12 protein-coding genes are annotated in these 19,975 nt (G+C 58.3%); 2 read left to right on the plus strand and 10 right to left on the minus strand.

What is annotated here, in order from left to right:
- Position 1: 1 nt before the first annotated feature.
- Positions 2 to 403, minus strand: coding sequence for an EVE domain-containing protein (locus VG146_16250; protein HEV2393905.1), 402 nt, complete (start codon positions 401 to 403; stop codon positions 2 to 4).
- A gap of 64 nt (positions 404 to 467) precedes the next feature.
- Here VG146_16250 and VG146_16255 point away from each other — a divergent pair, with 64 nt between their 5' ends.
- Positions 468 to 1,148 carry a YggS family pyridoxal phosphate-dependent enzyme gene (locus VG146_16255; GenBank protein HEV2393906.1) on the plus strand — a complete coding sequence of 227 codons (681 nt, stop codon included), beginning with the start codon at positions 468 to 470 and terminating at the stop codon, positions 1,146 to 1,148.
- Between the two features lie 179 nt (positions 1,149 to 1,327).
- Here VG146_16255 and VG146_16260 read toward each other — a convergent pair whose 3' ends face one another.
- The 4 genes from VG146_16260 to VG146_16275 form a co-directional block, all read right to left on the minus strand.
- A complete protein-coding gene (locus tag VG146_16260) occupies positions 1,328 to 2,047 on the minus strand; it encodes an HNH endonuclease (protein ID HEV2393907.1) in 720 nt (239 codons plus the stop codon).
- Positions 2,013 to 3,071, minus strand: a complete 1,059-nt coding sequence (locus VG146_16265) for a Dam family site-specific DNA-(adenine-N6)-methyltransferase (GenBank protein HEV2393908.1) — start codon at positions 3,069 to 3,071, stop codon at positions 2,013 to 2,015. Before VG146_16265 ends, VG146_16260 begins: the two co-directional genes overlap by 35 nt.
- A 612-nt stretch (positions 3,072 to 3,683) precedes the next feature.
- Positions 3,684 to 5,177, minus strand: a complete 1,494-nt coding sequence (gene rpoN / locus VG146_16270; protein HEV2393909.1) for an RNA polymerase factor sigma-54 — start codon at positions 5,175 to 5,177, stop codon at positions 3,684 to 3,686.
- 123 nt (positions 5,178 to 5,300) lie between these two features.
- On the minus strand, positions 5,301 to 7,229 hold the full coding sequence (locus VG146_16275; GenBank protein ID HEV2393910.1) for a response regulator: 1,929 nt from the start codon (positions 7,227 to 7,229) through the stop codon (positions 5,301 to 5,303).
- Between the two features lie 600 nt (positions 7,230 to 7,829).
- On the opposite strand from VG146_16275, the gene VG146_16280 reads away from it, so the two are divergent.
- The gene (locus VG146_16280; GenBank protein HEV2393911.1) at positions 7,830 to 8,174 is read left to right on the plus strand and encodes a hypothetical protein; all 345 of its coding nucleotides are present in this window, start codon (positions 7,830 to 7,832) and stop codon (positions 8,172 to 8,174) included.
- Positions 8,175 to 8,383: 209 nt separating this feature from the next.
- Here VG146_16280 and rpsT read toward each other — a convergent pair whose 3' ends face one another.
- From rpsT to VG146_16305, 5 genes are all read right to left on the minus strand, one after another.
- The gene (rpsT, locus tag VG146_16285; GenBank protein ID HEV2393912.1) at positions 8,384 to 8,647 is read right to left on the minus strand and encodes a 30S ribosomal protein S20; all 264 of its coding nucleotides are present in this window, start codon (positions 8,645 to 8,647) and stop codon (positions 8,384 to 8,386) included.
- 285 nt (positions 8,648 to 8,932) lie between these two features.
- Complete coding sequence (locus tag VG146_16290) at positions 8,933 to 14,974, minus strand: PA domain-containing protein (protein HEV2393913.1); 6,042 nt, start codon at positions 14,972 to 14,974, stop codon at positions 8,933 to 8,935.
- A 105-nt stretch (positions 14,975 to 15,079) separates the two neighbouring features.
- Positions 15,080 to 16,168 (minus strand): autotransporter-associated beta strand repeat-containing protein, encoded by a 1,089-nt coding sequence (locus tag VG146_16295; protein HEV2393914.1) that lies wholly within the window; start codon positions 16,166 to 16,168, stop codon positions 15,080 to 15,082.
- Positions 16,169 to 16,609: 441 nt separating this feature from the next.
- A complete protein-coding gene (locus VG146_16300) occupies positions 16,610 to 17,179 on the minus strand; it encodes a hypothetical protein (GenBank protein ID HEV2393915.1) in 570 nt (189 codons plus the stop codon).
- A gap of 184 nt (positions 17,180 to 17,363) precedes the next feature.
- Positions 17,364 to 19,808: a hypothetical protein gene (locus VG146_16305; GenBank protein ID HEV2393916.1), complete on the minus strand. Its 2,445-nt coding sequence runs from the start codon at positions 19,806 to 19,808 to the stop codon at positions 17,364 to 17,366.
- Positions 19,809 to 19,975 lie beyond the last annotated feature (167 nt).

The raw sequence follows: 19,975 nt of genomic DNA on the forward strand, positions 1-19,975 counted from the left end.
CTTAGCCCAGCTCAACGATCCGCTCGAATTCAGCACGGGACAGCGGCATGACCGAGAGCCGCCCCTGGCGGACCAAAGGAATATCCCTGAGCCGCTTGTCGTTCTTTATCGTTGCAAGGGGAACGGGCTGGGACAGGCTCCTGACAGGCGCCAAATCCACACACGACCAATCCCCTTCCTTTGCGGTGGGATCGGGGTATGCCTCGGTTTCGACGCGGGCGATTCCCATAACCTGCTTATCGGTCACGCTGTGATAGAAAAGAACCTGATCGCCCTTTTTCATCGCGCGCAGGTGATTACGCGCCTGAAAATTGCGCACACCAGTCCAGGCCGCTCGCCTTTCTTTGACGAACATCGCCCAGGAGTAAGCCTCCGGCTCCTGTTTCACCATCCAATAATTCATGGCAGTAAAGCGTGAATGGGATATGCGATATTGTCTATCCAGGAATTCTCTTTATGGTGCCAGCATGGATTTGGCTGCAAACCTCAACGTTGTCAAGGAACGGATAGCCGCCGCCTGCGCCCGGGTGGGACGTTCTGCGGATTCAGTCTCCTTATTGGCCGTGACCAAGGGCCACTCACCCGACGCGGTTAACGAGGCGGCCCGGCTCGGCCTGTCTCTGTTTGGTGAGAATAAGGTCCAGGAAGCCAGGGCAAAGATTCCCCTGTGCCCCAGCCGATTGCGCTGGCACATGATTGGCCATTTGCAGACCAATAAGTGCCGAGACGCGGTGGGGCTGTTTGAGATGGTCCAGAGCGTGGACAGTTTGCATCTGGCGGAGGAACTCAATAAACGGGCGGAGCAGGCGGCGAAACGGTTGCCGATTTTGCTCGAAGTCAACATCGTCGGCGAGGCGAGCAAATTCGGCTACAAGCCCGCTCAGTTGCTCGAGGACTTCGACAAGCTCAACACCCTGCCACGCCTGGAACTTCATGGGTTGATGACCGTCCCTCCATGGGCAGCCAACCCGGACCGAGTGCGCCCGGTGTTTGGCAAGTTGCGCGGGTTAAAGGAGCAATGCGAGCAAATCCTGGGTGCTCCTTTGCCCCACTTGAGCATGGGGATGACGGGCGATTTTGAAGTGGCGATAGAAGAAGGGGCGACGATTATCCGGATAGGAACCGCATTGTTTGGTGAGAGGATTTAAAGCGCTAGGAACGCGCAGTGCCGCATCCATAAGGATGGCCACGCTCCTCCAGCCAAGCACGGGCTTTCGCCTGGAGCACAGAGATTAAATCCACTGCGTTGATATAGCTTTCGTATTCAGCGCGTCCAGCAGGGGACAGAGAACCCTCGTGAACGTTTTGGAAAAGTGATTTTCACCGTTCATTTCAGCGACTTCGCGAGAATCTCTTTGACGAACCGGGGAATTTCCAAACCGGATTCCGTGGCATCGTTTTTCAGCTTGTCATATTGCACAACTTCCTGGCCCTGCCACACAAGGTCAACTCGCCGGATTTGCCGCATGGCCACATGGGTGTATTCTTCAGGGTACGCCCAATAGCATGACAGACAAATGGTCCTGTCCTTGATTTGTTTCCAATTCTCGCAATGTTCGCACGACCATGATTTCGCACGATTGGCAGAGCCACAGAGCAACATGAAGTCTGCGGTCTTGAGTTCTTCATCTTCTCTGGCCACTTCGTACGGCACACGATGGTCAATTTGCAAGTCGGCTTCCGGCATGTGTTCGAGATAAATAAAACACTGACAGCCGTATTCCTTGATCAATTGCTCCTTAATCTTTTTCGAAAGACCAGTGCGGCCACAGAACCTCCTGAACGGTTTCTTCGTCGGGTCGGAAAAACGGTAGGCCGCGATCTTGCGTCCATTGGCGGCGACGACCCGAAAAGTTTCCAGTTGGATGCCTAATTCACGCACGTCGCGCGCCGCGCGCGGAGGATGATCGTAGCCATATTTGGTTTTCAACTGCTCCGTGGTGATGTGACCATATTTCAGAATGTGGTCGATCACTGTCTTCGGCCGTTTGCCAGTAACGGACGCGCAAAGTTCAAGAAACTCTTTTGGATATTTTGGCTTTGCCATAATGAGCGGCTGTTTCCATCAATTGCATTTGCTCGCCGTGACGGCGGCGGTGTATCGCGGGCTGAACTCCCAGGTCTACAGCCAGGTTGGATGAAAGATACAAAGATTCTATGGTCACTTCATCCCGCCCAAGCAACGTTGCCTGCGAAGATCGTCCAGCCTCAATTTCCACCAACGTCAAGTCCAATTTATCGGGCAACGGCTTGCCATAAGTGCGATTTCCCAACCGCCCGTCGTAGCTCACCAAATATCGAATGCTTTTCAGATTCAGCGCCGCCAGTTGCGCCACAAAAGCATCAAACGAAATCCCGGAGAAATATCGTGAATCACGCTCCCCGCAAACTCCTTGATACGGCGGGTCCATATAGACGACATCGTCGTCGCGCAAATTTGCCAGCACATTTTCGTAGCTCACTGACGTGACGATTGTTTTTCCGCGCAACAAGGTCGAAATAGCATTGAGGCTTGCCTTCATTGTTTCCGGCTGCGTTCCCAGCCGACGCTTATCGGGGCTTTGATTGAACAGTCCGTCAGAGTTGTAGCGCACCGCTCCCTTCACGCACCGCGCCAGCAGATACAAAAGCAACCGCGCATCCTGGGTCCTGTTAAAGGACTCGCGCACCTGATAATAATGTTCCAGCGCATCCGTGTGATCGGCGCGCCAGAGTTCAGTATAAAACTTCCCAAGCTCTCTTGGGCTGTTGACGATCAGAGACAGCAACCCCGCCAGCGGCGCGTTAAAATCGTTCAACCAGAACTCCTTCGCCCGTCCGCGCGCCGCCGTGGCAATGGAGAGCGCCGCAGACCCGCAGAACGGCTCAACCAGCCGCGTTGTTTCTTGGGGAAGATACTGGAGGATTAGCGCAGCCAACGCCCGCTTGCTACCCTGGTACTGGAATGGCTGCGGAACAATCATGGCTGCATTGATGACTTGAATTTCACGCCGGCATTCTGCGAACACGCCCACGCTCAGTCGAATCAAATATTGTAACCATTCAGCTCCGCTAGGGCAGCGCCGCAGCACCGCCCTACCACGTCACCTGAACAATTACCAAGTATTTCATTGGCCGTGTTGGGTAAAATTATGGTTTGCGGTGTTCGGACAGGACAATCGGCGCCAGGGAACTGCCTCGGTTGCTCTGAGCGCTCTGGCGTGGATTTGTTGATAATCATGCCGCGCACCCGCGAGCGTGGCGAGAGGATGTCGGTGCGCATACGACACCTCATTCCCCGTGACTTTCTCCAATTGCTTAATGCTTGCGTGGCAGTCGAACCTCTCTGGTCGGCTTACTCTAAATATGTGGATGACCTGACCGATTACGCTGTGGACTTTCGCTATCCGGGAGATAGCCCCGCCTTGCTTGAGGTGAAAGCGGCTTTGAGGCACTGCAGGACGCTACGGGCAGAGGCCCCGCTACGCATTGGGGCTCAAAACCTAGTTATGGTTTGCCGTAGAGAAGGTTTTTCGGCCGGCTCTGAGAAGCGCAGGCATCTTAAATCCTTTGGCTGCTCGGCCCTTACATGAAATCCTGCTTCAGCTCCATGTGCAGCGGACGCAGGAGCGTCTTCAACTTCTTTAACCGGGCAGCATGGAATCCGAGCGCCACCTATCAATGAAAAAACAATGGGCGTTCGTTTAATACACCTTCCGCAGGTTGGAAGGCAGGATGTTCAGCTCGGTGCGGTATTTGGCGACGGTGCGCCGGGCGATGACGATGCCTTTGTCCTTGAGCATGCGCACGACCTCTTGATCGGAAAGGGGTTTGCCGGTGTTTTCGCTCTTGAAGATGTCGGCAATCATATCCTTGACGCTGGTGTTGGACAAACCGTCACCATTGGCGGTCTGGATGCCGGCAGTGAAGAAGTACTTCATCTCAAAGATGCCCTGGGGTGTCTGCATGTACTTGCCTGAGACCGCGCGGCTGACGGTGGTTTCATGCACGCCAACGACCTGGGCAATTTGAATCATCGTCAACGGTTTCAAAAACGCCACTCCCTTTTCCATGAACTCGTGCTGGCGATGAACGATTTCCTTGGCGATGTTGAGGATGGTCTGCTGCCGCTGGTGCAGGCTCTTTATCAGGAATTTCCCGGCGCGAATTTTTTCGCGGATATAATTGCGAACCTCGGGCGAGTTTTGGCCCTGGGCCATTAAATCCTTGTAGGTATTGCTGATTCGCAGGTGGGGGATGTGTTCATTATTGGTGGTGACGGTGAAATCGTGTCCGGAGCGCTGAACAAAGACCTCGGGCAGAATGTATTGGTCATTGTCCGGCAGATAGGCCCGTCCTGGACGCGGTTCGAGTCGGGCGATGTTCTCCATGGCGTCCTGGACCTCATCGACTTCGGTGCCGGTGCCCCGGGCGATTTCGGGGATACGGCGTTTCCCCAGCGCCTCCATGAAATCGCTGATAATCCGGTACTCGAGAGTGGATTGCTGGCCTGAACGTTCCAACTGGAGCAGCAAACATTCGCGCAGGTCGCGCGCCCCAACCCCGGCAGGCTCGAAGCTCTGAATGACCTTCAACACATTTAGAATCGTCTCGGCAGGCATCCCCGTTGAATGGGCGAGTTCTTCGACTGTGGCCTTCAAGTAGCCGTATTCATCGATGTTGCCGATGAGCAACTCGGCCACCGGCCATTGGTCCTCGGGCAGGGAGGATTCGCGGACCTGTTCGAGCAGGATTTCCTGGAGCGAGGTGGCGGCCACCAGCGAATCAAACATGAACTGGCGCTTCTCCTCATCTTCAGCCGATGCGCGAAGAGGGATATTGGTCTGGGAAAAGTGATCACGCCATTCCTGGTCGAGTTGGACCAGGCGCTCGAATTCAGCCTGGAAATCGTCCACCGGTTCAGGGGTGTTTTTTTCTGAGGCCGGATCGAAAGACAGGTCGGCAGGGGGCTCCGTTGGGTCAGCCGCCTCGGCCTGTTCGGCGTCGCGGGTTTCTTTGTCTTGCGGCTCGGATTCTGCCGCGGCTTCCTCCAGGACCGGGTTTTGCTGCAGCTCCTGCTCGACGAGGGCCTTGAGTTCAAGGGTGGGGGCTTGCAGCAGCGCCAGCGATTGCTGCAGTTGCGGTGCCAGGACCAGCGACTGCGTTAAACGCTGCGACAACTGTAAGCCTTGTGCCATGGGATTATTGTAAACGTCTTTCCGCCTATGACAAGAGGGATTTGGCACGGAAACGGCTTCCGTACTGGTCCCCAAAGAGGCCTGTCTTCGAATGAGACAGCTTTTGCCCTGAACCAGGGGCAATCAATTCACCCCGTCCAGGCAATCCCGGATTGCATGGGCGAGTTGGTGGGGTTCATATGGCTTTTGAAGATAATTGAGGCCGCGGCGCAGGACAAAATCCTTCCCCACAACCTCGGCGCTATAGCCGCTGGTAAAGATAACCTTCAGCCCAGGCCGCTCGGTCCAGAGCTTCTCGGCTAGCTCGCGTCCGTTCATCCGGTCGGGCATGACCAGGTCGGTCAGAAGCAAATCCACCTTCTGTTGGCAATGAGCCCAGGCCTCGAGGGCTTTGACGCCGGAGTTTGCCTGGACAATTTTATAGCCGTAGCCGGCCAGGAGATTGCAAACCAGCTCACGCACCGGGCCCTCATCTTCCACGATCAGGATGGTTTCGTTGCCGCCGCGCACGGGCTTTTCAGCGACCGGTTTATGGTTCGCCTCGGGCGCTTGGGCGCTTGCCGGCAAAAAGACTGTAAAGGTGGTGCCGGCGCCCACCTGGCTTTCCACTTCAATCCGGCCTTGATGCTGCTTGACGATGCCATACACCGTCGCCAACCCAAGCCCGGTGCCTTTGCCCATTTCCTTGGTTGTGAAGAAGGGTTCGAAAATGCGGCGCTGAAACTCGGGCGCAATACCGCAGCCGGTGTCGCTGACCGTCAGGCGCACCCACTTGAGAGGGTCGCCCGTGCCATTTTTGGCAGCGCTGCCGTTGGAAGCGCCCGGGGCGATTTTAATGGCCAGCACTCCGCCTTGGGGCATCGCATCGCGGGAGTTGACCGCCAGATTCATCAAGACCTGCTCGAGCATGCCCGAATCGGCATGGACCACGGCCGGCCGGGTGGCGTACTCCAAATCCAACTGAATGTCTTCGCCCAGGATGCGCGCGAGCATTTTGCTCATGTTCCGCACAGTCTCGTTGAGGTCTAACGGACGGGGCTGCATCACTTGGCGGCGGCTGAAGGCCAGCAGTTGCCGCGTTAAGGCGGAGGCCCGTTCAGCGGCTTGCTTGATTTGCTGGGCTGAACGGGCGGCGGGGCCACTCAGCCGTCCGCCCATCTCAAGAAGAGCGGCATGCCCTTGAATGACAGTCAAGATATTATTGAAATCGTGGGCCACACCCCCGGCGAGCTGGCCGATGGCTTCCATCTTCTGGGCCTGGCGCAACTGCTCTTCGAGGGTCTTTCTATCGCTGATGTCACGAGAGTTTATAACGATTCCCCCTATCTCGGGATCGCTCAGCCGGTTTTGCCCGACCACTTCGAGAAAACGCCACGAGCCGTCCTGGTGACGAAAACGGAATTCGCGCCGCAGGGTGCGGTCGGGGTAGGAAAGGGCTTCTTGAAAGATGTCCTGGACACCGGCCAGGTCATCCGGATGGACGAGTGAAAAGGCGCTGCGCCCGGCCAGTTCCTTGGGTTCATAGCCCAGCACTCGTTTCAACGATGGGCTGTTATAAATGTAAATGCCTTCGCGGTTGAGAATCGTCAGAATATCCAGACAGTTCTCCGTCAGCGCGCGGAAGTATTTCTCCCGCCGGAACAATTCGGTTTGAGCTTGTTTGCGTTCGCGCCGCTCGCAGGTTTCCCGCACTGCGCGGCGCACCGCCGGTATCAACCGTTCAGGCCACAGCTTCAAAACGTAATCAGTGGCGCCGGTTTTCAGGCTCTCGATTGCGGCCTGCTCGCCGATGGTGCCGGAGACGAGCAGAAAGGGGGTTTCGGGACAAAGCTTTTTGGCGGTCCGCAAGGCATCGAGGCCGTTGTATTCGGGCAGGAGGTAATCAGCCAGGATAATATCATAACCATCCCGCATCAAAGCGGCTTCGAACTGGACGCGATTGACCGCCAGCACCAGCTCCACTTCGTACCCCTCTTTTTGGAGCATAGTCCCGACTAAATCGGAATAATCCGGATCATCTTCCAGATGCAAGACGCGCAGTAAGCTGCCCATAAACAGATTCTGTCTGATTTTCCTGCAATAATAACAAGTAATCGATTAGTGACGGCGGGCGCTGCCGCCTAAAGGCGGCGTTCCGCGCGTCCGGAACGCTGGCTTCAGCCGGCAGCCCCGTCGTCTTCTGAGAGGCCTTACAGTAGCAAGCCGGGTGCCACTTTTCAGGACAGGACGCGCCCCGCGACGTAGCGCAGGCGTCCTCGCCGGCGAGTTGAGGCGGTCTCTCGCCGCCATTCCTGAGGCCTGGGACCAACTTCATCGTGTGCCTTGCCGCTTGGCCTGGGTTCAATCGGTTAGTGACGGCAGGCGCTTGCCGCCTAACTGCTGGGAGGACGGTGGGATGGACTACACACAGAGGGACCCCTCTCCCCGACTCTCTCCCCTTCGGAAGGGGGAGAGGGAGAAGCATTGGCAGATTAAAGATGTAGTTCATGCTAAGGACTCCTCAGTAAAGGCGGCGTTCCGCGCGTCCGAAACGCCGGCTTCAGCCGTCAGGCCCATCGTCACCGAGGCATTACTCGCCGGGCCAAAAAGTCGCATTGACAGAAGCGGCGGGGTGGTCGAGGTTATGCTTAGGAGCGCAGCGAAAGGATAAGAATGAAGACATGGTTCATCCTGATTGCCCTCATCGCGGGATGTGCGGCCCACGCCCAAGACACCAATGCTAGGCCGGCCAAAGTGCAGGCCCAGATGCAAAAGCCGGCGCCAATCATCCAGAAACCAACCGCCACCTTGATCCTCCAACAACCCAAGGCAAATCAAATCATCAAAGGCAAGATCACCTATAGCGGCGCGGTGGTCGAGGCCATCAAAACCCGCCGGCCACTCGAGTTGTTCAATCCATTCGCGCCGCCCGAGTATGGGTCACCCGAAGACAACGTGGAGCGCGACTCCATCAACAGGCGCGTTTCTGGTCTCAAGCTCTTTGCGATTCACTTCTAACGAGGCGCAGGCTCAGACTTTTCTGGCGTTGTTGCTCTACGGAAGTTTTGCGTGCCGATGGGCGTCTGGGGTTGAAGGCGCCTCGTTAGATATGCGCTTCGCGCGATTTGGAGGGAACGGCGTAAACTCAGATGAGTCCGGTTGGGCTGCGCGGCACCCGAGGGCGCCGGTCTGTCGCGTTTGCGGTTACATCCGACCAACTCGAAAAGCTATTTTGCATGGGCCAGCCGCAGGGCCAGGCGGGATTTTTTGCGGTTAGCGGTCGCCCGATGAACCACGCCTCCCTTGGCCGCTTTGTCGAAGGCCGACGTGATCGCCTGCAGCGATTTGGCCGCGTCTTCCCTTTTCCCGGCGCCCAGGAGTTCCAAGAAATTCTTTTCGAGGGTGTGCAAACGGGACTTCACGCTGTGATTGCGCGCTTGTTTGCGAGCGTTATTGCGCATGCGCCGCTCGGCTGACTTGGTATTCGGCATAAATAGAAACCCGATCAATAAAGGCCGGCCACAATAGCTGATCAGCCGCCGTTGTCAACCGATTCGTTTGGGTTGGGGCCCAGAGGAGCCAGCTGCGTGGGGAGTCGCAGAGCGCCGCAAAGGAATAAAGACAGTCAGCCGCAAAAGAACGCAGAGAAAAGCTGAATAGGAACCGTTTCCACATCTTCACCCCTTCATAATTCATCCTTCATCCTTGCAAAGAAAGGCCGGGTGCCTAGACACCCGGCCCTTTGAAAACGGCTTAGCCGTGAAGGGCTGCAGCCCTTACTGAACCGACCGGAAGAACAGGTTGCCGGTTGTCGAGCTGATTGGGATGACGACCGGGCTCGGGCTTGAATCCGGGGTCCAAACGACCGGTTTGGTGCTCAGGTCGGTGGTGGTCTGGAGAGTGCCGGTGTAGGTGATGGTCAGGTTCACCCCGTCGCTCCTGATGCTGAGCTGAGGCGTGGTCGAGACCAGGCTGTAGTAGGCCGCCAAACCCAGGCCGGAGCTTGGGTTGCTCAGGTCGTTGACGAGCTTGCGAGTACCGTTGGTGCCGGTCAGTGAATAAAACTCGACGTTCACGCCGCCGCCACCGTTCCAGTACACCAGGCGCAATGGATATGCCTGAGGCGCGTTGGTGACGGTGACCTGGAAGTTGCAATCACTGTTGCCTTTACCGGCCGATGTCTGGCCCAGAACGCGGTCATCGGTCGGGTTGAGCATATCGTAGGAAGGCGTGATAGTGACGTTGACCGTATTGGTCTGCATGGCGGCGACCAGAGCATTGCCATCGGTCTCTTCGATCATCACCATGGGGATCGGCTGCATCGGGCTGACGCCCAGTTCCTCAGCCAAAAGACCATCGGTTGTCGGCCGATGCTTCTGGATGAGGACGACCGCTTGGGCGCCGGCCAAAGCGGCATTCTGGACCTGCTGCAGGGCGCCGCAGTTAGCGCTGCGATACATCAGGGCTATCTTGCCAACTAATTGCGACGGATTGAACAGGACGCAACCTTCGCCATTGGAGACGCTCCCGAACCCGATACCATCCGGCATCACCAGATCGCCGGTGATGAAGTTGGTGACAGGCTGCGACGAGACCGGCTGCTCGCAGGAGTTCATCGCGGCGGCTTTAAAGCCGGCGACACCCGAAGGGCTGTTGACGAGCAAGGCCCCGTTATTGGTCGGCGTATCCCAGCCCTGCAATAGGCGGAACCCATCATCGCTGCTGACCCCCAGTGTATAAGTGCCGTTGGTCGGGAAATCGACGTAAGCGAGGATTTCCAGGGCCACGCTATTGCTCCTGTCGTTATTCTGCGTTGTGGGGCCAAGGCCGGGCAAGCCGGGCATGGGTTGGTCGGGGAAACCGCCCGAGGCCTGGAAGTCGCCGGCATTGGCTGGGTATTGGGCGTTGAGGTTGACTACTCCATTGCTCGGGCCACCACCGGTCAGGTCGAAGTAACCGTTATCAATCGCGCCGGCGTTCGTGACAGGGCCCGGGTAGGTGGCCGGGCCGAGGTTGGCCTGGTTGGGCCCCCAGATGCCGGCCAGGAGTTGCTCGGAGATCGGCACCCGATTCGGTATCGTCAGACCGCCAGTTGTGACCGCGCCCTCATTGACCCCACGATCGTCAATAGCCGGATCAACCTGATAGGTGCGCACTTTGAACCCAGGTTTGGTTGTATCGAGCTTGGATTCAGCCACCCCGCCCACATGGAGCGTAGCGCCGCCAAATGGCGTTTCCATATAGGCAACGAAGTTGGTGTGCCAGGCGCTGGTATTGTCCTGGTAATAGACCATCAGCGGGCCGTAACTGCCGGAAGGCCAGTAGCCGTTGGTGGCCGAACGGAGGAGGGCTGTGATGCCGTTGCCGTTCGTCACGGTGATCGGTTGCGTGGCGCCATTGAAGGACAAGATCGCGCTCGTCGGATTGATGGTGGTCGTATTGCCATCCTGGAGGAACACCCAAACATCCTGACTGTTGGGTACGGTTTGCGTGGTGCCGGTGCCACCCAAAGTCAGACCGGGCTGACCGGACTGAGCGTTATTGAGCCCATTGGTCGGGGGATTTCCGCTGCCGATGGATGCCGTAACAGCCAACACTTCTGGCGGTACGGTCTGCAGGGTTTGATATACCTTGACCGCATCCGGCACATTGGGATCGCCAACGATGACGCGCTCGACTGAACCGTCAGACATGGGTTGGATCAGGGTCCATTCTACACTGAGCCCGCCGGTGCCGTTGTACCACAGCAGGCGAATCGGGTAGGCCCCAGCCTGCGGGATGTTGAAGACAAAGGGAGTGACCGAGCCACGGAACGGATTGGCCGCACCGCCGGTAGTATTGCCGCGGCCGCCGTCAGCGAAGCCGAGGATGATTCCTGCCTCGCTGAAGGGATTGCCGCCAAGCGGGGTTGTCACTTTAAAGCCATCATCGCTGTTGACGGTCATGCCGTAGAGGCCGGCCTTCGGGAAATTCATCCAACCGGCGAAGATCATGGTGTTGTAATTAACCGCGTTGCCACCGCCTTGGAGTTGGAAGCCGAAGTTGGTGTTCATGCCCCAATTGTAACGGTACTCACCGTTTGAGCCATTGGCGCCGACATTCTCGACGAAATCCATTTGGTAGGGCCAGACGAAGAAGCCGGGTCCATTGGTGAAGCTCTGGTCGGCGATATTCGGCCCCCACATGCCGAGGAACTGGGCTTCGGCAAAGGCGATGTTCGGTCCTGAATTGGTCGCCGTCGTCTGGTAGGATTTCACGCGGAACCCAGGCTGCGTTTGATCGACCAGGGAGGGGTCGACGCGCTGGCTGGCGGGCACCTGGACGATGCTCAAGCCAGGGCCAACCGCCGTGAACGGCCAGATATTCGTGTACGAGTTGCCAAGCGTATCCTTGTAGGTCAGCACGTTGGTATGCGCGCCATTGGACCAGAAGAAGCCTTCAGTCAACTGCTGGGCAACCCGGGTAACGCCAGCCGAGGGGTGGGAGGTGGTGATGGTCTGGGCCAAGCCGTCGCTGGTCAACTGGATGCTGGTCGCATCGACTGTCTTCCCAGTTGCGCCATCGGCCAGATCGACCACAGTCGGTTCCCAGAAGTTGACATCCGGCTCGTTATACACCGGGTCAAGGCGCTGCACATAGGGAGCGGTTGGCTCACCGGTTGTGAGGGCCTGGTAGGCCTTGACGCCATCGGCTTTATTCGGGTCATTGACGGCCATCTTCAGCACCGAACCATCGGCTCGCCGCTGATAAACGGACCACTCGATGCCGCCGTCGCCGCCGCCATTGTAGTAAAGGAGCCGGAATGGGTAGGCGCCGGCCGTTGGGATATTGAACTGGAAGTAGGACCCGCCGGTTTGCGCAAAGGAGTTGGGCCCAGCCATGCCGCGGCCAACGTCGGCTGCGAAGATATAGGTGCCGAGTTTCCCGCCGGGGGTGCCTTGTGGGACCATGACGCGGAAGCCGTCGTCGGTGTTCACGAACATGATGTAGTTGCCCGGTTGATTGAAGACCAGCCACGACGCATACTCAATGGCACTTTCCTCAGTCAAGGTATCGCTCGGGGTGTTGTTGAAGCGGTAGGCGGGCGCAATAGCACCGACGCCGAACCCGGTGAAATCGCCGAGGTCGTAAGTCCACTCACCCTGGGCACCGTTCCCGCTGGAATAGCGGAAATCGACGAGGTTGTTCCAGGTGAAGTAGCCGGTGCCGCCGGTGCCTGTTTGGTCAGCGACGTTGAAGCCGTGTTCGCCGAGCAGTTCGGCTTCGGTGAAGCCGCTATGACCCTGGCCGGCTTCCATCGGGGTTTGATAGGAGCGGACGCGGAATCCAGGTTTGGAGGAATCCACCGCGCTGGCGCTGACGCCGGCGGAGGCTGGGATGCTGATGATGGCGGTGCTGTTGGTCGAATCGGCCGAGGCCACCCCTAAGACTCCACCCAGGACGTTGAACGTCCATGTGTAGGTATAATTGGTGCCAAGATTATCCGCGAAGGTCAGCAGGTTGGTATGGCTGCCGCTGGACCAAAAACCGGTCAGGGTCTGGGCGACATGGAACCCGTTGCCTGTGGCCGTAGTGGTCACCGTCTGGGGCGCGCCATCGACGCTCAAGGCAATGGTGCTTTGGTTGACGGTCTTGCTCCCCGTGCCGTTGGCCAGATCGACCGTGACGGGCTGATAATAGACAACGTCAAAATCGCCCCGAACCGGGTCGGCCTTGGTGATGTAAGGTCCGACATCCACGGTGCCATTCAAGGCGCGGAAGGTCTTAAGGACGATGCCGCCGGATTGGTTTACGGTATTGTTATCATTGACAAGGAACGTATCGATTCCAGGCGACCCGACAGGAGGGGTGATGGTGTACCATTCCAAGGCGGCTCCGCCACCACCGTTTTCATAGACGAGGCGGATAGGATAGACACCGGCTTGATCGATGATGACCTGGTGGATATCGGCGCCAACAAGAGGGGGCGACGAAGCAGTAGGCACACGCGCCCCGCTACTGGTCCAGAGCACTTGGCCCATGCGGTCCTGAGGGTTTTGCGAGACGCTGAGTTGGAAGTTGTCATCGGTGCCGACGACCATGTTATAGACGCCGCTGGTCGGGAAATAGATGTAGCCGAAGAATTCCAGGGCCGAGTTGTCATAAATATCATAGCGGGCCGCGCCATACTGGGTATCCTGGGGGTAATTTGCGCCAATACCAAAGCTGGTTAAATCGGCGTCATTGGCGAAGAAGGTGGCGCTGACGGCGCGTCCGGAGGGATTATAGAAGCCCAACGGACCACTCCAGACATCAAAGCCATTTTCCTGGCTGACAGTGCCGGCGCCCACGGCATTCGTGCCGTGATAACCCATTACCTGTTCATCCGCCCACCAAATCGCGTTCGGATCAGCCTCACGGCTCTGGTACGGGCTGACATAAAAGCCGGGTTTGGTCTGGTCCACGGCGCTCAGCGGGAGGACGTAATTGGTCGGGAAAGCGGCATAATTGGGAACCGCGAAGAGGCCTTCGGCGGTCTGAGTGACGCTAAAGCTATCGACAAAGGTGACGGAAACCGTGTGAACCGAGCCGGGTGCAAATCGGGCGGCCTGGGAATAGGCGCCGGTGGTGATGGGGGCGCTGTAGGTGGTGGGGGTCTGGGCGGTGACATCAGTGCCATCCAGTAGAACGCTTGATACGCTGGTGACCGTGGAGGCGCCGTTATCCGAGAGATGGAATGTGAAGCTGGTCAGGCCGCCTTGGACATCGACCAGGTAAGCGTTGGTGCTGACGGTGGTATCGACAACGAGGTTATCGATATGGACGTTTTGGTTGTTGCCGCCGCAACGGCCAGCCAGGACCAGGCGCCCGACGGTGGGCGAAAAGACTGCGAGGTTTGTGTTCACAACGGTAACACCCTTCCAGCTCACGGTGAGGTTGTTGGTCACGATGGTGGCCACGGAGCTGATATTGGTGAGGCGCACCATCAGGTGCTGCCAAAAGAGATTGGTAAACGAGCCGGAGGACTCGCTATTGCCGTAGGTTGCAGTGCACGTGAGGAAATTGGCGGTGACCAATGCATTGGTGCCGGTCTGTTCGCTCAGCCCCTTGGCGTCATTGCTCAGTCCAGTTTGAGGGGAGGGGATGCAGTCCTTCTCATTACGGTTATTCTGCAGGTTGAGTTGGACGAGGGTGTGGTCATCGACGCGCACCGCAATGCCTTCGCGGTCGTTGCTGCCGCCGGTGTTATTGATGGGCTGTGTGTCGGGCAACCAATTGCCTTGCCAGGCATCGAATACCACCGCCACGCCCGTCTTGGTGCCGTTCTCAACGTCGGTGCTGCCGAGGGGATTCTGCGCGTTCGCGATGCTGCCGTCGCCGCCCGCGAACCCGCCCACAATGCCGTTGGTGGCGTTTTGCAGGGCAATGTCACCGTTTCTGGCGAAGCTGATGCTGAAGCCGTCGGCGGGCCGGCCATTGGCGGCATTGGGATTGCCCACGCGCATGTCCATGTCGATTTGAAACGCCTTGACCGGCAACCCGCTGTCCACGTCTGGAAAGACAAAGACCAGGTTGTTATTGCCGTTGGTGGCGTCGCAGAGCGACAGGTAACCGCCGGTCTTGGGGTTGCCGTTGATGCCGACACCCGCGCCGCTGGACCAGATTTGTTCTCCGGTGGCGCTATAGTAATTGTGGGTGCCGAGAATGAGGGCCTGGCTGAGGGCCGGGTCCGACCCGGGGTCGTTGTCGAAGTTAAAAACCTGGTGACCGGCGAAGACCGTGCCCGAGCAGGCGGCGCCCAGAAGGGCGGCGCCGATGAGTTTGACTGTTCTTTTCATGGGGGAGTTGAGTTCTGTGTTTCTAGTTTAAAAGTTAAAGAGGAGTAATAAAAGATTTGACCCAAGTATGTAAAAAATCAGCCCGCATTCGGGAACGTTCGTGATTCAGGATTTGCGCCGGCGCGACGTGATGGCCAGGGTCAAGCCGAAGCCGCCGACGATGCAAAAGGCCAAAGTGGAGGGTTCAGGAACGGGGGTAATAAAGCCGGTGGCGGGGTCTATCGACGCCTGGGTGTCACCTGTAATATTAAAATAGATTTGTGAAAGCTGGCCAGCGGTCAGAGCCGAACCGCTGCTGCCGAACCGCAAGGTATCGCCGCTGGTCCAGCCGTCGATGGTTAGGACAGCGCCGCTAGCCCAATTGATCGAGTGGCTGTCGGAAAAGGTGAGAGAATTGGTGCCGGTTGGTGACAGGTCCAACGTCGCGTTGCCTTGAAGATTTAAGGTGCCGAAAGACTGATTATAGTCGCCGGTGTTGACGGTGCCGCCGTTCAAGAGGAGCTGGCCCGTGCCGAAGGCATTGACTTTGCCGGCTTGGATTGTCCCGGCGTTGACAGTAGTGGTGCCGGTATACGCATTGGCGTGCGTGCCGCCCAGGGTCAATGTGCCGATGCCGTTCTTGATTAAGCTCCCATTGGCGATATCGCCACGGCCAGTCCCTGTCCCAATAGTTGTATTAAAGCCGCCATCAATCGTTAGAGTACCGCCCTGGAGGTTGACGGTGGCCAAACCGGCATTATACGAACCACTGAACACCAGCGCGCCCGAGGCAGCATTCCAGGTTTGCGATGCACTGGAACCGGTGCCACCGCTTGAGCTGTACAATAATATAGGGGCGTTGATGGTTTGGGTGGCGGTTTCGTCGTTCTGGATTCCGTTAGGGGTGCCGCCCGCGCGCAGGTTGAGTTGCTGGCTTCCACTGCTAAAGATGGTGAAGCCGGTGCCGCCGGTGTAAGCCCCAAAAGTGAGGCCTTGGGCCTGCCCAGGAAATGAGCCACCAAGATCGACACTGGTGATAATGGTTGAGCTGTCCTGGAAAGCCACCGGCGTGGTTGCCGCAGGAACAACACCTGTGCTCCAGTTTCCCGAGGTCTGCCAAGCCGAAGTTATAGTGCTAATCCAAGTATCTGCGCCAAGGGCTGGTAAACTGAGAGCTGCAAGTAATGCGGGGGTTAGTAGGAGGGTTTTTCTCATAGGTGCAAATCATTGTGGTTTTTTGCTAGGGTGCTTTTTAATCAATATCGCAGTCCATTGTCAACACAAATAAGAAACTTTTTTAATATTTTTTTTCGCGGAATTCTTTGGGTCGTTTTTCTATTTTTGACCGCGAATAGGCGCGGGAGGGAGCGGGTTTCAGATTTCGGATTTCATGGCCTAAAGCGGCAGAGGACTGCCGCAGTCCAAAACGCTGACGCGCCGACGCAAAGCCGGGGACCTCAGTCCGCGCGAAGCGTCGTGGACTGCGCCAGTCCTCTGGCGCTTTTGGGACTAACCTTGGGCGAGAGGTTCCCCGCGCGGTTCAACTGGTATTTGAGCGGCGGGGATAGTGGGATGAGGAGGACATCCTAAAGCGGCAGAGGACTGCCGCAGTCCAAAACGCTGGCGCGCCGACCTAGCCGGGGGGTGGTTGCGGCCTTACCAGTCAGGGGCTACATCAAAATCGTCATCGACATGGACCTGGTTAATCTTGAAGCGATAGATGGATTTCACGATGGCGGACGAGGCAGACCGTTCGAACCAGGCTGCAGAACACCAGGGATATTGATTAGCCACCGGCACCAAGCCGTGTCTGACTGGATTTTGGTGAACATAATTGAGCCGAGCCAGATAGCTTCTTTGATAAGTCAACCGGGTCTCGCGGAAATTAAACCAGACCTGCCGTCCAGATGTCCGATCTAGCTTATTCAGCCAGCCGGAGGTTTTTGTGCGCAACATGCTGAGCATGTCCCGCAGGTTTGAGGCGTCAGGCGCTTTGGGAGGCGAGTGGCCAACAAAGTGATAATGGTTGGAGAACACGGCCCAGGCCTCGAGTTCCCAACCAAAGTCCCGCATAACTTTCAGAAGCCCGCGATGAAGGACGCGAAGACGGTCACGCCCTTTGAAATGATGCTCCTTCAGATAGGTGCTGGCCGTGACAAAGTAGGTGCCGCGCGTGCTGAGTTGGCGCAGAGGCGAATGAGGCCAAGGTGGCCGGCTCTCAAACATGAGCGCACAATGTCAGGATTGAGTGTCCTTGGCCAGAAAGAAATGTCATTTCTCTTTGGATGACCTTTCATTCTGAGCATGCCGAGGCGGTTTTATGCTTCTGGACGTGGAGGGGAAGCCCAACGCAAGACACCGCCCTAAAGCGCCAGAGACTGCTGCAGTCCATGACGCTGCGCGCGGACGGTTACGAGAAGGCGCGCCGCGCAAAGAGCGCAAACAGCGCAAGCAGGGCCGCCCCGAACAATGCCAGCCCCCATCTGAAACTCGCTGGCTCATAGCAGAACTCAAGCTTGCTCTCACCTGCCGGCGCTATTACGCCGCGCAACGCATGGTCCACGCGCAGCACTCGAACCGGTTTTCCATCCAGATAAGCGCGCCAGCCCTTGTCCCAGTTGTCCCCCAAAACAGCCAGGCCCGCAGTGTTCATCCGCAACCGGATGTCAATGCGCGTTGGGGTCTCGCTGGTGATCTCGCCCGTGCCTCTGCACTGCTCCGGCACAGCCGCCGGGGTCTCGACGCAGCCAACGGCACGCGGATCGAATCCGGGCAAATTCAGCCTCTCGAGGCGCGTGCTGGAATCGGTCACCACTTCGACCCGCTGCGGCACAAAGACCCGGGGCATAACAGCCGGGTTGATCGCCACCCAATAGTCCGGGCTCTGGTAAACCGCGCGCGTGCCTGGAGGGGGGTTGCCCCGGAACACGACGTAACGGACACCGAGCAAATCGAGCACCGGCGGGAGCTGGGCCAGGCCGTTGGTCGCGACGTTCACGCGCGGTGACAGCCATTGGGTCATCGCATAGGGATAGCCGCCAAACCAACCATCCGAGGCCAGCCGTTCGAGTTCGACCATGCGTTTGGGGTCCACCCCGTCATATCCGCGGATGTCGTTCAGCCCGGTTGCAGAGGCCAGCGATGCCGGCAGACAACGGTAACCGATGACACGCCCGGGCGCCGAGTCCGCTATGGCCGACAACGCCGGAATGCGCGGGTAATAAAGCGACGGCTCGCACTGCACCACACGGTCGTGTCCGAACCAAGCCAGGTCGGCGAGCATCCCCGCCGCCAGGCAAGCCAGCACCACGCCGCTCGACCTTGGACGCCATCGCAGCATCACCCACAGCGCCAGACCGGCGCCGGACAAACCCGCTGCAACCGCATGGTGAGTGACAAACCAATCCTGCGCCCGGCGGGCGCCGTCGAGGTCATGAACCACACCGACAGCGAGGCTTTGCCGCACCGATTGCTCGAGCCCGCTTGATACCGCCGCCGGAAGATGCAGGGCGCGATAGGCGCACCAGGCATACAGCCCCGCTGCAAACTCCTGTGTAAGGTTCTCAAGGCCCAGCGCCGCCAGCGACAGCACACCGAAAGCCGTGGCGAAGACCAGCCGGTTATGCGACATCATCCGCAACCCAGGCAGGCGCAGCACGCTGACCACTCCCGGTATATCCATCGACCACGCCAAGCCCAAGAGCGACAGCAGCACCCAAAAGCCGTTGCCGCGCCTGCCCCGGCCAGCCAACCCCAGCGGCGCTGCCACCAGCAACGCCAGGACGCCGCTGTACCCGGCCACCGGGGTCTCGGACTCGGCCAGTTCGCCTACCCGGATGCTCGGGCTGGTCGAGGCCCCGTATATCTGCGGCAACGCCAACTCCGGCAACGACCTTAGACCCAGGGGCGGGCGGTCTTCTTCCCCCGCGTTGCGCCGTTCCATCCGCATCCCGCTCCGCGCATACTCGACGGCCGGCAAAATATACGGCCCGGCAAGCAGCAGGCCCACACCGAACCCCGCGCCCAAAACTCCGGCTCGGCGCCAAGCCGCGCGCGTCAGCCCGCCGCGGCTCTGCCACAAAACCCAGAGACCGTAAAGGCCGCCCACCAGCAACACCTGCCCGGCTACATCCAAATGCCCGCTCACCAGGGTCAGGCAGGTCACCACGCTCAGCCATACCACATCCATCGGCGCCTTTCCCTGCATCGCTCTGTCAATCGCCACAAACAGCCACGGCAGCCACACGACCGATAAAGCCGTGGGATAGCCTTGCCACAATACGAAAAATGCCGTCAGCGGATAACACCACGCCGCCACCGTCCCTGGCCAAAAGCTCACTCCCAGGACCTTGCGGCAAAAAACATACATCCCCAGGCCCGCCACCAGCGCTTCGAGTAATTGCCCCCAGGCCAAAATCAGCGGCGACCCCGTGGAGCATTCAAATAACAAAAACGGCGAGAACTTCGGCCAGATGAACGGGGCCCCGCCAAACTGGTATGGGGCCCATTGCGGAATCCGCCCTGAGCGCATCTCAGAGACCGCAAAACGGCGCGCCGGCTCGAAGAGCTCGACCAAATCTCCCAGCGTCAGGTTCTTGGGCTCGATTGGCCCCGCTTTTGCATCGAGCGGCAAATAGCGCCGCGGTTGCCCCAGCAAATCCAGCGGCAGCAATATCCGGCGCCCGGCCAGCGAGGGTCCATACAACATGACCTGCCCAAGAAGCAAGCCGGCTAACAGCACGATGATGCGGAACGGGGCCGGCGGTTCCGCTCTGCGAACCTGAGGGCTGGGGAGTCCCGGGCGCGCGGCGCGGCGCGCGCCTGTTCCTGAACCAGTCTCTTTGCCCAGCCGCATTGGGACCCATTATATCTGCGCAAAGCGTAGGGACGAGGCAGAAAAAACGTGCGTTTGTTTCTGCCTCATTTTAACTTCTCTCCACGATGTATCCACCCGTCGTCACTAAAGACCCTGCTGCTGTCGAGGTGGAGGTCCGGGCCGCTTTTTTATCCATGTTCCCCAAG

The organism is Verrucomicrobiia bacterium, assembly GCA_035946615.1.
Taxonomy (GTDB): domain Bacteria; phylum Verrucomicrobiota; class Verrucomicrobiia; order Limisphaerales; family UBA8199; genus DASYZB01.